Below are 14,143 nucleotides of genomic sequence, written 5' to 3' on the forward strand. Positions count from 1 at the left end.
AATTACCTCCAAAGGTTGTTTTGCACCTTGTTATCTCCTGTTAAAATTCCGCCACAGAACATATTTACCGAATCAGCCCCTGACTGTCTGCCATCATCAGGTTCCAAATCTAGGTTATACACGTCACTGCTGGGTTCTTTTTCCCTAATTTCCAGAATACGTCTATATATTTCCTCTCCGCCTCTATACCCTTCTTTCACTAATACCATATCTTTTGTAGTACACTGTCCAGCTTGCTTCCAGCCTTCTGTTCCATTCTCATCCTTTACCCAAACCGGATGAGCTTTGGTAAGGAACAGACCTTTTGATGGCATCCCCTCTGCGTGAATTTCCACCATATTTTCCATTTCCGGGCCTCTCCATACATTAACCACTCTCATCTGCCTGTTGTCCCTGCCCATCACTCTATCTCCTATAGTTATACAGCGGATTTCTTGTTCTGTCCCGTCCGCCATCCGTATCAGAGTGTCAGGCGCCATACATCCGTACATAATCTGCAGAGAAGGAACTTCTTCTGTAAAGCTGGCAAGGCCTTTTAAAGAGGTAACAATTAGTTCATGGATTCTCCAGTCTTCCTGTTCGTCTTCCTGTTCGTCTTCCTGTTCCTCTTTTTTCACTACCGTATAGACCTTCATCTCAAGCTTATAATCAAATTCCGTCTTTTTCCATCCTGCCGGGTCGTGATATCCTTTTCCCCAAGATACAAATTCATAGTGGTATCCATGTTCCATGGGCATAATTTCTATAATCTGGTCACATTCATAATCCGGTGTTGCTGCAACTACTGCAGCGCCTCCGCCCTTTCTGTACAGTCTACAGACAGCAGAATTTTTGTGACCCTCATCCTCTTTGGGGATCTCTGTTTTATCAAACACTAAATCTCCCTGCCCCGGCACACACAAATTCGGAGTATTGCCCGTTTTTTCATCCCGTCCGAATCCACATATGTAATCCACATCACTGACATCATCAGGACGTCTGATTAAAGCTATCACAATATGATCCTTATCCCCTGTAACTCCACGCTCCGCATATCTGCTCTCCAGTTCTCCCAGAATCACGGCTTCCTTTTCTTTTTTTGGATATACATGGCGATAGATATAATCATAGTCTGTAGAATTTGCTTTTTTAAATGCAGAAAGCTGGTTATCCTCAGGCGTTATATTTCCCCAGTCTCCATAGGCAATCACCCCTAGCTGTTTTATTTCAATATCTGCACCTACGGTAAAGTCTTCCTCCACAATCAGATAATTCGTATCTGAGGCTGTCTTCGGAGAAATTTCTGCAATTACTTTTTCACTGCCTAAATCCAGAATCTGTGCTGATATTTTCAAATCCTTAAATGTATTGAGCAGAGATATTTGTATTTTGAGATGCCCCGCCGCACTATTTTCAGAAAATGTAAACTCCTCAATCTCAAATACATCATAAAATTGATAAAGCTGGGGCCGTTCAACTTCCAATAAAGTTGGATTTACAGAATCAGCTCCCAGCAATCTTGATGCTCTCCTTTTACGGGTTATGTTGTTTACATTTTCTCTGCATTCTGAAATTATCTCCTTAGGGTAACTTATTGCTGATTTTTCGTTGATTTGAATCATAATACTCCTCCTTATATCTTGAGTTAACGGTAATTGTTGCACGACTACATGATTCTATTTTACCATTTTCCGAAAAACATGCAATGTTTTCTATTATTTTTTAAATAATAGAATCATTAAAATTATTTCGACAAACAATTTCGACATTTTTCGACAAACTCTCTGTTGTTCCATCAGCGGAGGCAAACGTGTATTTCTCAGTTAACGATATATGATAGACTTTCTTTATTTTACTGTTTATAAACACTTTTATAAATGCTTAATAAATATAGCATACACTTTTCTCTCTATAGGTGTTATAATAAAACTCAAATATCCACCAAAAGCGGCATTACCGCTTCTGTATCATTTTGGGTTCTTATAAAAGGCTGAAATGTGGATTTTTAAAATTTTGCAACTCTCAGAGGCACACACGAAGGAGGAATACATTATGAAATTAGTAATTACAATGAGCCGCCGTTTCGGCACCGGCGCAAGCGTGATTGCAAAGGAACTTTCCGAAAGGCTTGATATCCCTGTATACGACAAGGCATATATTGAACAGCAGATAGACGACCATATGTATGACAGCGAGGCAGAGGCCATTCGTGAACTGGCTGGTAACCCGTGCATCATCCTTGGCCGCTGTGCCTCCGATATTCTGAAGGATAAACTGAATGTACTGAATATTTTTGTCTGTGCAGATAAAGAAGACCGTATACAGAGGATCATGGGACTCGAATCGCTTTCTTATGAAGAGGCGAAGGAAAAGGTCGAACATACTGACAAGGAACGTGCCGCATACTATTACGAGCATACCGGCAAGACATGGGGTGACGTGAACGATTACCATATGATACTCGATACGTCAGAGCTCGGCGTTGAAAATTGTGCGGACATCCTCATGCAGTACTTCGAAAAGCTGGAATATATCTAAAGATCTGGTTACTCCATTCTGTCAAATACTTCCCGGTTCAGGGATTTGTTCTGATAGGCAACGATCGTGGTGCATACTGCATCCCCGGTTATATTGACAGCGGTTCTTGTCATATCGAGAATCCTGTCTATTCCCATAATCAGAGCGATCCCTTCTACCGGAAGCCCTACGGAATTGAAGACCATTGACAGTGTGATCAGGCCTACGCTCGGGACTCCGGCCGTTCCTATCGAAGCAAGGGTAGCCGTGGCGATTACGGTAATATAGTCTGCCGGGGAAAGTGCGATCCCGAATGCCTGTGATACGAACACAACCGCGACTCCCTGCATGATGGAGGTTCCGTCCATATTGACGGTCGCTCCCAGCGGCACCGTGAAAGATGAAATTTTCTTGGATACCCCCATTTTTTTATCCAGCGTTTCAATGGACAGGGGTATCGTCGCATTGGAGGTTGCCGTGGAAAACGCGAATCCCATGACTGGCAGGAATTTGCGGATAAATTTTATCGGGTTTAATCCCGTAAATAACTTCAGCAGTATCTGGTAGACCCCAAAGCCCTGCAGCAGCAGTGCGAGGAAGACGGCCGCCATATATTTCAGCATCGGTATAAACGCGTCGAAACCAATTCCCGCAAATGTCTTTGCAATCAGGCAGAACACGCCGAATGGTGCGGCTTTCATAACTGCCATCGTCATATCCATCATGAGATCATTAAATTCAGCAAAGAACTGGGCAACAGATGCAGCCCTCTCACCTCTTTTAGCCAGAAGAATCCCAATAAAAATAGCAAAGAAAATAATCTGCAGCATGTTGCCTTCCGCAAGTCCCTGAATCGGGTTCTTCGGTATGATATCCAGCAGGGTATCTGCAAATCCTGCCGTCTCTGCGGCCGAAGTCTCTGCCGTCTCGATACTGCTGATGTCCAGACCAACGCCCGGGTTAATCAGATTGCCTATTCCCAGTGCCAGCGTAATCGCTGCCGCCGTGGTAAACAGATAAAACCCTATGGTTTTCACACCGACTTTTCCAAGAGTCTTTGTGTCCCCGATTGCCATGCTTCCGCAGATCAGGGAACAGAATACAAGCGGCACGACCAGCATCTGCATGGCCCGCAGGAAACCGTTCCCGATTACATAAAAGATTCCGTCTATAATCACTGTATCTCTGACATATCCCTCCGGGACCCAGTAGTGCAGAACGATTCCCGCAAAAGCCCCTAGCAGGAGGCTGATAAAGATCAGTGTCGTAAGTCCTGGTTTTTTCCTCTTCGTTTCTTTCATCTACATTCCCCTTTCTTTTCTCTTGTTCTCATTAGCTGTACTATAATCGGAAACATAATCCGCCACATATTCTCTCAGTGCTTCCTTCCATCCTGACGGCTGCTGTATGCCGCACATCCGAAGCATCATATTGTCCAGTACTGTATACTCCGGCCCCTCGAATCCCGGCTGTCTTCCGCCCATTTTTATCGGGACCAGTTCTACTTCTTCTCTCCCAAGCAGTCTGAGGATTTCCTGTGCCAGAGCGTATCTGCTGCAGTGTCCGGCACAGACCGCATGGTAAATGCCCTCCTGTTCCGCCTGAATCAGGCGCAGGATCACCCTGGATAGTTCCTTCGCGCTTGTCGGACATGCAAAGTCATCCACGGCTGCCTCGATCCGCATTCCTTTCCCAGCCTGCTCAATGATCGAATTTACAAAGTTACTTCCTTCTGCCCCATAAACCCAGGAGCTCCGGATGATCAGGTGCTTCGGCGCCAGCTCTTTCACGAAGTTCTCGCCTGCAAGTTTTGACTTTCCATATACTGTTCTCGGATTGGGTGTGTCAAACTCATGGTGGCTTTGCTCGTTTGTATCCCAAAAAATATCGTCCGTGGATATCTGGATGATTCTCGCGTCTATCTTTCTTGCAATCGCACTCAGGTTCCTTGCCCCGAGGGCGTTTACTTTATATGCTTCTTCTACATTTCCCTCACACGCCTGTACATCTGTCATACCCGCACAGTTGATGATTGTGTTCGGGCGGTTCCTGCTTCCGAACAGGTTCACATCCCCGGCACAGGTGATATCCAGGTCCTCGATGTCCGTCTCAAAAAGCTCAACATCACGCATATCCAGCATATTGCGTATCATGGTCCCCACTCGTCCGGCTGCCCCTGCAACCCATATCTTCCCATAATCGTATCCCATCATTCTTCTCCTTTTCAAATCTTTCCCTTAAAAAAGGTTCTCTAAACTTCGCTATTATAAATGGAATCGTCTTGTTTTTCAAGTCCATTTTTCTGGAATCTGCATATAGTGTAATAAGAACTTTTTCAGGACTCTGAGTATGTATCTCCTTATCCCTATTATAATTGTACTGTTTTTTGTTTTATTCTTGTCGTATTACCACAGAAAAAAGCAGGCCGTCCAGAAAGTCGGCCGGATGTCTTATGCATGGAAATGTGACCTGCTGAACGAACTCGCCGTTCCTTTTGGCTTTTCCTATCAATTTGTCCAGGATATCTTTACTTTCAGGGACGATGCATGGCAGAAAGAGTTCGGGTACGGGGAATTTTATGATCTGAATGCATTGTCCATGCACATGATACTGGACTGCGAACCTGTATACTTCAACTATCATGGGAAAACCTGGCTGATCGAATTCTGTAAGGGACAGTACGGGATTAATACAGGCGCGGAAGCCGGTATTTACCACGCAGACTCGGTCGTGCCCCCGGCGCTCCGGCCCCAGACGGTCTTTACAGCCGCCGCAGAGGATGAGGTTCTGCCTGTTAAACTGCGGCTGACCGGGCCTGACTGCCCGCTTTTTTCCATTTCTCAAAAACAATGGCGCGTATCCGGCTTTGTCATGGGTACTTTCACCGCCCCAGAGGATCTGATTCTCGAAGCAGCCGTAACATTCCCCGATCCGGACATGTGTACAGCCTTCACCCGCGCCATGAACGGCCTCGGCTACAAAAGCAGTGAACTGCTCACATACCAGAATACAGTACAGTTCTACTTCACAAGGCCGAAATCAGCTCCGCTCATGGCACCCGATGTCTTTCTGGAAAAATACAGGCTCCTGCAGGGTGATATCTTCTGTGAGCTTTTCCTGTGGCTCACCAATCCTTTTTTTACGACCGTGGACCGGCTGCTTTACCTTTACTACACACATCCCTGCCTTTTTGAGAGGATTCTCTGTATCAGAATGTTTCAGAAGCACAGGAGGAAAAGACAATGAGCTGGTATGAGCGTATTTCACGGGCATTTGTACAGGCGCCTGTCGTCCCCTTAAACAGCAGGTCCCGCTTCGTGCTGATGAGCGACTGTCACAGGGGGGTCGGCAATCACAATGATAACTTTATGAAAAACCAGAATGTATATTTTGCCGCACTAAATTATTATTATGAAAAAAATTATACCTATATGGAATTGGGAGATGGGGATGAATTGTGGGAAAACCGTTCGCTTTCCCAGATTATTGATATTCACAGTGACGTCTTCTGGCTGCTTTCAAAATACCGGAGAGAAAACAGGCTCTATCTGCTGTACGGCAACCATGACCACAGCAAACGCCACTGCCATTATTGCCAGAAGCACTGTTCCACCTACCATGTAAGCGGCCAGAACGATGAATCGCCCCTTTTTCCCGGTGACTGCTATCTGCAGGGGCTGATTTTAAAAGATACAGAGCATGGAAATGACCTGTATCTGATCCACGGCCATCAGGCAGACTTTTTAAACAGCACACTCGCCCCTCTGGCAAAGCTGCTCGTCCGTTATATCTGGAAGCCGCTCGAAGCAATCGGGGTGTCCGATCCTACGAGTGCGGCAAGAAATTATACGAAAAAGAAAAAAGTGGAGAAACGATTGACAGACTGGGCCATACAGGAGCATAAGATACTCGTGGCCGGGCATACACACCGTCCGATGATTGGCAGTTCACAGGCCCCCTATTTTAACACGGGAAGCTGCGTACACCCCCGGTGCATCACCTGTATTGAAATCCAGAACCGGATGATGATACTCGTCAAGTGGACGCTGCGCACCCGGGAAGACAGGTCCCTGTATGTAGCACGGGAAGTTCTGGAAGAATACAGGCTGTAACAAAATTTGGAAATACTATCGTTTTACAGGACCCCCAGATGTTCCAGCAGGATCTTCACCCCCAGAAGGATCAGGATGATTCCTCCTGCGAGCTCTGCTTTTGATTTGTATTTTGTCCCAAACACATTCCCGATCTTTACTCCGGCGGCCGACAGGATGAATGTAGTCACTCCTATAAAAGATACGGCGGGGATGATATTCACACGGAGAAATGCAAAGGTGATTCCCACCGCCAGTGCATCTATACTGGTTGCCACGGCCAGAACAAACATCGTTTTTATGTCCAGGGAATCACTTGTATTTTCGCATTCCCCCGAGAGTGATTCCCTGACCATGTTCACACCGATGATTCCAAGCAGGATAAAGGCGATCCAGTGGTCTACAGCCGTGATTTTATCCTGAAACTGTACGCCCAGAATGTAACCGATGAGCGGCATCAGTGCCTGAAACCCTCCAAACCACAGTGCAACAATAGATACTTTTTTCACGGTAATCCTGGGCATCGCAAGGCCCTTACAGACGGACACCGCAAATGCATCCATTGATAATCCTACTGCCAGTAAAAATAATTCTATAAATCCCATTCTTTTTTCCTCCTGTGTAATGAATCTGACGTGGGTTAGAATAAAAGGGCAAAAAAAAGACACATGTACAGCAAATAAACTGTACATGAGTCTCATTAATTAAGATAAGCCAGACTTTCCAGTCAGTATGTTGACTTACCACGCATATCCTGCGCCAATTACTCCCTCACGGACTGATTAGTATTCTATCATCCAAAGACTGCAATTTCAAGTATTTTATTTATTCATTATCCGAATAGTCGTCTTCACTCTGCTTTACAGTGACACCCTGCTTTTCAAAATTGACTTTCTTCCAAACATTTTTATGTTCTGTTATCTCTGTGTCTTCTCTCCACTTCTTCAGAAGAGAATCATACTGCTCCTGCTTTCTCTCTTCCACAATGGATTCCTTCTTTGCATCGGTAGCTTCTCTGTCAAGGAAACTGGTCACTTTTGCCACATAAACACCTGAATCCGTATCAACGATGTCTGTGACGTCCCCTTCATTCTCAAGAGCATCCGCTGCCTTCACCAGATCTGCATTCGGAGATGTGGAATCGGCATCAAATGTAGCTGTCTTTACTTCCTGTCCTGCTTCCTGTGCCAAAGCCCCTATATCCGGATTGTCCCCTGCTTTTAAGCTGTCTGCAAATTCCTGTGCCTTCTGCTTCTGGGCCGCTTTCTCGTCATCAGTCATGGCCTCTGAATTACCATCCGCATCTGTCTTATTATAAGAGAACAAAACATACTGCATGCTCTTCTGCGCGGCCTCTTCATCAGACACCTCTTCGTCAACGCCTTCCTTCATCGGCTGGTCCATCCTGCTCTGTATGGTAGCAAGCTCCAGGTACTTCTTTACATTCTTCTCATACCCGGAAACCGCCTCTTTGTCCTCCAGGGTGTTATCTTCTACAAAGAGATTAGCTGCCTTATCAATCGCCTTTTTATCATCATCAGTCAGTTCAATATCATAATCCGCCGCATGCTGGTTCAAAAGATACATGTTCTCCAGAGCCTCAAGGAGGCTTTCTTTCATACCGTCTTCGTAGGTCTTGCCATCCTCAACCTCCTGCTTCCACATGTCCTCACCAGTCATCCCCATCATACCCGCATAATAGGTCTCATACTGAGCCTGCTGCATTCTGGCATAAAAATTGGCAACACCCAGTGTGATCTTATCCTTTCCAACCTCTGCCACGACCGCATCATTATCCATAGAACGGCTGCATCCTGCCAGAGATGACACTGCAAGGGCTCCCGCTGCCGCCATAATTATCAATTTCTTTCTGAACTGTCCCATAATATCCTCCTACGTACATTCTAACTTCATTATTATAGCCTTTTTTTATTATTCTAACAAGCCTTTTATATCATTTAACAGCTTTTTCACCAATTCCAGAACGTCCTCGTCCTTTGTCTTCCCACTGCGCCCCTTCTTCTGGTACAGGAAATACGGCGGTGTGTCTGCCTTGAATACAAGGCTGCCATTGTAGGCCTTGAGAAGTCCCGGTATTTTCTGCGGCTGTACCTTTGCTTTCTCATACATGGTAAGCTGGTATGCATCTCCTTTTTGCTCCACTGCCGTTACATAGGCAGAATGAGCCAGCGCCTTTAAGCCTGCAATGTTCAAAAGCTGCTGCACCTTCCTCGGGATGTCGCCGAAACGGTCGATGAGTTCTTCGATCATATCGTCCATCTCCTCTTCATTCTCAATGCTGGCAATCCGTTTATAGACATCCAGCTTCTGGAATTCATTTGCAATATAAGACTCTGGAATATACGCATCGATATTCAGGTCGATGGAGGTTGTATACACATCTTCTTCCATCTCCCCCTTCAGCTGTTTCACTGCCTCATTGAGCATCTTACAGTACAGGTCATACCCCACGGCCTCCATATGGCCGTGCTGCCGGGCGCCTAGGAGGTTGCCCGCCCCGCGTATTTCCAGATCCCGCATGGCGATCTTAAACCCGGAACCAAGATCCGTAAATTCACGGATCGCGGCGAGGCGCTTCTCCGCAATTTCTTTGAGCATCTTATCCCTTCTGTACAGAAGAAACGCATATGCCATACGGTTCGAACGCCCGACCCTCCCCCGAAGCTGGTAGAGCTGGGAGAGTCCCAGCCGGTCCGCATCGTGGATGATCATTGTATTTACATTGGAAATATCCAGTCCCGTCTCAATGATCGTCGTGGAAACGAGGACATCAATATCACCGTTAATGAAGTCATACATAATATTTTCCAGTTCCCGCTCGTTCATCTGGCCGTGGGCAAACGATACTACGGCATCCGGGACAAGCCTCTGGATCCTGCCCGCCACATCTGCGATGTCGCTGACACGGTTGTATACATAGTAGACCTGTCCGTCACGGGACAGTTCTCTTTCTATGGCCTCCCTGACCATCTCGTCATTGTATTCCATTACATAGGTCTGAATCGGCATACGGTCCATCGGGGCTTCTTCCAGCACGCTCATATCCCTGATTCCGATCAGGCTCATATGGAGCGTTCTGGGAATCGGTGTGGCTGTCAGGGTCAGTACGTCTATATTTTCTTTCAGCTTCTTGATCTTCTCCTTGTGTGTGACCCCGAAACGCTGCTCCTCATCAATAATCAGCAGGCCTAAGTCTTTGAACATGACATCCTTTGACAGGACCCTGTGTGTTCCGATCACAATGTCCACAAGGCCTTTCTTTAAATCTTCCACCGTCTTCTTCTGCTGCGTGGAAGTCCTGAATCTGCACAGGAGGTCCACCCTGACCGGGAAGTCTTTCATCCTCTGTACAAACGTGTTGTAATGCTGCTGGGCCAGAATCGTAGTCGGCACAAGATAAACGACCTGCTTTCCCTCCTGAATCGCTTTAAAGGCGGCCCTGATTGCAATCTCAGTCTTCCCATACCCGACATCCCCACAGATCAGACGGTCCATGATCTTCCTGCTTTCCATATCCCGTTTGGTATCGGCAATCGCCTGGAGCTGGTCGTCCGTTTCCTCAAAAGGAAACATCTCCTCAAATTCCTTCTGCCATACGGTGTCCGTCTCATAGGCATACCCTTCGGCCTGCTGCCTTGCCGCATACAGCTCTACCAGGTCCTTCGCAATCTCCCTGACTGCTCCGCGTACCTGACTCTTTGTCTTCGCCCACTGGCTCGTTCCCAGCTTGTTCAGCTTTGGTTTCTTTGCGTCCGCCCCCGCATACTTCTGGATCAGGTCCAGCTGGGTCGCCAGAATATAAAGCGCGCCTCCCCCGGCATAGGTAATCTTCATGTAGTCTTTCGTGATTTTGTCTACTTCAATCTTTTCGATGCCCTGATAAATTCCCAAACCGTGGTTTTCATGTACAACATAGTCCCCGATCTTCAGTTCCGAGAAGTTCTGGATCTTCTGCCCCTCATAGACTTTCCGGCGTTTCTTCTTTTTGTGTTTCCCGAAAATATCGGTCTCTGAGATGACCATGAACTTCAGCATCGGATATTCATATCCCTCTTCCACATGCCCGTACGCAACCATGATCTCCCCGGGCTGTACGATGCGGCCCATATCCTCGCTGTAAAAACTGCTCAGGTCATAATCCCGCAGATCCTCTGCAAGACGCCGTGCACGCGTCCTGGAGCCGGAAAGGAGGATCACGCGGTACCCATTTCTTTTCAGCCTCTTCAAGTCCCTCGTCAGCATTTCGAAGCTGTTATTGTACGGATTTACACCCTTTGTCTGAAGACTGTAAGTATCCCGCACATGAAAAGAACCGCATTTTGACTCCAGCGTCGTCAGTCCGATTCCGTAATACTGGTTCATCTTCTCCACAAGCTCTTTTGTGGAAAACACACGCAGATCCTCTTCCTCATCCTGAATTCCCGCGGCCTCCCTGTTTTTCTGACTGTTCAGGAATTCTTCCTCCACCTCGTCCAGACGTTCCAGAAGTCGTACAGGTTCATCCAGAAATAATATACTTTTTGAAACCGGGAAATAATCCAGAAAGGAAACACAGTCTGCACTGTCCCCCTGAAGCTCTGCGGCGGGGTAAATCACGACCTCGTCCAGATTCTCAACCGAACGCTGGCTCTCCACGTCAAACGTACGGATCGAGTCCACCTCGTCGCCCCACAGTTCTATACGGACGGGAAGCTCTTCTGTCAGGGGGAACACGTCCAGAATCCCGCCTCTCACGGCAAACTGTCCCGGCCCCTCGACTTCTGTCTCTCTCTCATACCCCATCGCTGAAAGTTTTTTCTGGAGTTTTGTAAAATCAACGGCCCCCTCTCCTGAAATATGAATCCTCTTTTCAGAAATGTCATTAAGCGGGGACATTCCATCCAGAAAAGCATCGATCGTCGTAATGATAGTAATCCCGTTTTCAGTCCCCCCGGCATCTCCTGCTGAAGCACTGCCTTCATTTCCGGTCTCAAAAATTGCCTTTACCACTTCCATGCGCTGCTTTACAAGATACTTGCCCTTGATATCAGCATGGTAAAAGAGCAGGTCCTTTGCCGGGTAAAGGTACACATCCTCATCCAGAAAGCGATATTCCTCATAGGCTTTCTTCGCCTTTTCATCACTGGAAAAAGCGATGATTTTGTAAAAACAACCATCGCTTAATGCATACATCAGGTGCGTCTTCTGTGAGTTGACACATCCCGCGATCTGCAGGATTCCTTTTTCCTTTTTTCGTTTTGAAAAAATCTCATTATACTCCGCCAGCTCGGAAAGCGGCGCTAAAAAAGCCTGCATAAGTCTACTCTTCCTTCTTTTTGCGGTTATATTCATTCATCGCGGCCTGAATCTCCCCGGCCGTAATCATTTCCACGGCATGTACCGCCTGACTGTAGCCTTCTTCCATCAATTCATGCTCCGCTTTTGTAAAATGCCCAAGCACATAGTCTGCCAGATCATACCTCGGCGGCTTTTCACCAACGCCAACCTTAATCCGTGGAAATACCTGACTTCCCAGATGTGCAATGATGCTCTTGATCCCATTGTGCCCTCCGGCACTTCCCTTTGCCCGGATGCGCAGCTGTCCGACGCCGAGGCTCACATCATCATAAATAATAATCAGTTCCTGCTCAATATCCACCTTGTAGTAATCCACGAGACTGATAATACTCTCACCGCTGAGATTCATATAAGTCATGGGCTTTGCCAGAATCACCTTCTGGCCCCCGATAATGCCTTTCCCTATGAATGCACGGTGCTTCCTCGTGTCCACTGATATATTATATTGGCCAGCAATGGCATCAATGACTTCAAATCCCACATTATGCCTTGTTCCTTCATATTGTTTATCCGGATTTCCCAATCCAGCAATAATATACATAACTTTCACCTCTTCATGCAGGGCCGTAATTAAAAATTAAACACAGCCTGAATTTTCCAAATGTGGCTGATACGCCGCATCTCCATACATTTTACAGGATTGCATCCTATTTGTCACGTAAAAGCCGCGAATATTTTTCGGTTTCCCGTCATACACTTATAAAAAGCGAAATGGAAATAAAATGGCTAACATGGGAGGTCTTTTTCATGGGTTCTAAAACTAAAATCATCGTTCTGCATATGAAAGAAATCATTTATACCGCAGTTTTTGTGGCACTGGGCATACTGCTTGTCATTCTGCTGGTAGTTATGTTCCGTCCCGGAGGGAAAGATAAAAGTGCAGATGCGAAAAAACAGTACACTCCGGGGGTCTACACTTCAACACTGACTCTGAACAACACAAACCTGGAGGTCGAAGTATCCGTGGATGAGTCACATATCAACTCCATCCGGTTCTCCAATCTGGATGAGGCGATGACAACCATGTTCCCGCTCATCCAGCCGGCAATCGAAGAAATTGCTGATCAGGTCTATGATAAGCAGTCGCTCGAGGAAATTTCGTTATCCGATGATACCCCGTACACATCCCAGGTGATCCTGGATGCAATAAAAGAAGCCACAGAAAAAGCCGCAGTGAAATAATTCTGCGGCTTTTGTATGTGTGGATTATCCTTCCACGATCAGATACTGACCATTCTGCAGTGCGAAAACTTCTGACGCTTCTTCCAGTTCTTCCGGAGTCATCGCATCGACATCGATCCCGCTCTCCTCAAAATATTCCCTTACCTCGTCAATGGAATCAACAACCACTGCCATGCAGTCTTCCAGGAAGGCTTCTGCCTCCTCCAGTGTCTCAGCCACAGGTTCGTCAAACAGCTGGGACTGCTTCTGCAAAAATGTAAGTAAACATTCCTCATCGTATTCATTCATGACTTTCCACCTCCCTATCATTGATAAATTCAAAGATCTCAAGCGGCGAATCCATAATCAGTTCAGCTCCCGCTTCTCTGAGGGCTTCTCTGCCCCTGAATCCCCAGGATACTCCTATGGTCTTCATCCCGGCCGCTCTCCCTGTCGCAATGTCCACTTCAGAATCGCCGATATACAACGTCTCTGACGCATCTGCCTGTAGCTTCCGCGCAATATCGAGCGCTGCCGCAGGGTCCGGCTTTCTTGGTACGCCCTCTTTCTGGCCCTGTATCCACTGAAATGTATCCGTGCCGAAAATCTCTTCCACGACACTCAAAGCATCTCTGTCCGGCTTGTTGGACAGTACCGCCATCCTGATTCCCGCCGGCTTAAGCTTTGATAGCAGTTCCATGATCCCGTCATACGGTACTACATGATATGTGCATCCGGTCTTAAATATGCGGTCATATCTTTGCATGGCCTCGTCAAGCCGTGCCAGATTCTTCTCACCTGACGCTTTCAGGGATTTCTCTAAAAGCACCTTAGCGCCGTTGCCGACAAACATCCGGCATTCATCCCGGGTGATCGGTGGAAGTCCCATCTCTTTCAGTGTCTCATTCACAGAAAAAGTCAAAGAATCCAAAGTATCTGTCAATGTTCCGTCTAAATCAAAAATGCAAGCTTTATACATGGTTCCTCTCCATACCTTCCTTATTATCGTATCTGTATAGAACAGTTACTTATAATCT

The 14,143-nt window shown here is 46.7% G+C and carries 13 protein-coding genes; 4 read left to right on the top strand and 9 right to left on the bottom strand.

Going from position 1 to position 14,143, the window contains the following annotated elements; all coding sequences use genetic code 11:
- Positions 1-2: 2 nt before the first annotated feature.
- Positions 3-1,496, bottom strand: a complete 1,494-nt coding sequence (locus A8806_RS01485) for a Hint domain-containing protein (RefSeq protein ID WP_181368543.1) — start codon at positions 1,494-1,496, stop codon at positions 3-5.
- Between the two features lie 535 nt (positions 1,497-2,031).
- Between A8806_RS01485 and A8806_RS01490 the strand changes: the two genes are divergently transcribed.
- Positions 2,032-2,517, top strand: coding sequence for a cytidylate kinase-like family protein (locus A8806_RS01490; RefSeq protein ID WP_109729384.1), 486 nt, complete (start codon positions 2,032-2,034; stop codon positions 2,515-2,517).
- An 8-nt stretch (positions 2,518-2,525) separates the two neighbouring features.
- On the opposite strand, the gene A8806_RS01495 is transcribed toward A8806_RS01490, so the two are convergent.
- Complete coding sequence (locus tag A8806_RS01495) at positions 2,526-3,797, bottom strand: dicarboxylate/amino acid:cation symporter (protein ID WP_109729385.1); 1,272 nt, start codon at positions 3,795-3,797, stop codon at positions 2,526-2,528.
- Complete coding sequence (gene rfbD / locus A8806_RS01500; protein ID WP_242995918.1) at positions 3,798-4,724, bottom strand: dTDP-4-dehydrorhamnose reductase; 927 nt, start codon at positions 4,722-4,724, stop codon at positions 3,798-3,800.
- Positions 4,725-4,941: 217 nt separating this feature from the next.
- On the opposite strand from rfbD, the gene A8806_RS01505 reads away from it, so the two are divergent.
- Together A8806_RS01505 and A8806_RS01510 are read left to right on the top strand one after the other, a co-directional pair.
- The gene (locus tag A8806_RS01505) at positions 4,942-5,742 is read left to right on the top strand and encodes a DUF4474 domain-containing protein (protein ID WP_242995919.1); all 801 of its coding nucleotides are present in this window, start codon (positions 4,942-4,944) and stop codon (positions 5,740-5,742) included.
- A complete protein-coding gene (locus A8806_RS01510) occupies positions 5,739-6,608 on the top strand; it encodes a metallophosphoesterase (RefSeq protein WP_109729388.1) in 870 nt (289 codons plus the stop codon). The genes A8806_RS01505 and A8806_RS01510 overlap by 4 nt, the downstream gene beginning before the upstream one ends.
- 23 nt (positions 6,609-6,631) lie before the next feature.
- On the opposite strand, the gene A8806_RS01515 is transcribed toward A8806_RS01510, so the two are convergent.
- The 4 genes from A8806_RS01515 to pth form a co-directional block, all read right to left on the bottom strand.
- On the bottom strand, positions 6,632-7,192 hold the full coding sequence (locus A8806_RS01515; protein ID WP_109729389.1) for a manganese efflux pump MntP: 561 nt from the start codon (positions 7,190-7,192) through the stop codon (positions 6,632-6,634).
- 220 nt (positions 7,193-7,412) lie between these two features.
- A complete protein-coding gene (locus A8806_RS01520) occupies positions 7,413-8,471 on the bottom strand; it encodes a peptidylprolyl isomerase (protein ID WP_109729390.1) in 1,059 nt (352 codons plus the stop codon).
- A 48-nt stretch (positions 8,472-8,519) separates the two neighbouring features.
- Entirely contained in the window at positions 8,520-11,903 is a 3,384-nt protein-coding gene (mfd, locus tag A8806_RS01525) for a transcription-repair coupling factor (protein ID WP_109729391.1), read from the bottom strand.
- Between the two features lie 4 nt (positions 11,904-11,907).
- Positions 11,908-12,486, bottom strand: coding sequence for an aminoacyl-tRNA hydrolase (gene pth, locus A8806_RS01530; RefSeq protein WP_109729392.1), 579 nt, complete (start codon positions 12,484-12,486; stop codon positions 11,908-11,910).
- Positions 12,487-12,692: 206 nt separating this feature from the next.
- Here pth and A8806_RS01535 point away from each other — a divergent pair, with 206 nt between their 5' ends.
- The gene (locus A8806_RS01535; RefSeq protein WP_109729393.1) at positions 12,693-13,127 is read left to right on the top strand and encodes a hypothetical protein; all 435 of its coding nucleotides are present in this window, start codon (positions 12,693-12,695) and stop codon (positions 13,125-13,127) included.
- Between the two features lie 24 nt (positions 13,128-13,151).
- Here the strand turns inward: A8806_RS01535 and A8806_RS01540 are convergent, their stop codons facing one another.
- Both A8806_RS01540 and A8806_RS01545 read right to left on the bottom strand, forming a co-directional pair.
- Entirely contained in the window at positions 13,152-13,415 is a 264-nt protein-coding gene (locus tag A8806_RS01540; RefSeq protein WP_109729394.1) for a glyoxalase, read from the bottom strand.
- Positions 13,408-14,085 carry an HAD family hydrolase gene (locus tag A8806_RS01545; protein WP_109729395.1) on the bottom strand — a complete coding sequence of 226 codons (678 nt, stop codon included), beginning with the start codon at positions 14,083-14,085 and terminating at the stop codon, positions 13,408-13,410. The genes A8806_RS01540 and A8806_RS01545 overlap by 8 nt, the downstream gene beginning before the upstream one ends.
- Positions 14,086-14,143 lie beyond the last annotated feature (58 nt).

It is taken from the genome of Faecalicatena orotica, from assembly GCF_003149245.1.
GTDB lineage: Bacteria > Bacillota > Clostridia > Lachnospirales > Lachnospiraceae > Faecalicatena_A > Faecalicatena_A orotica.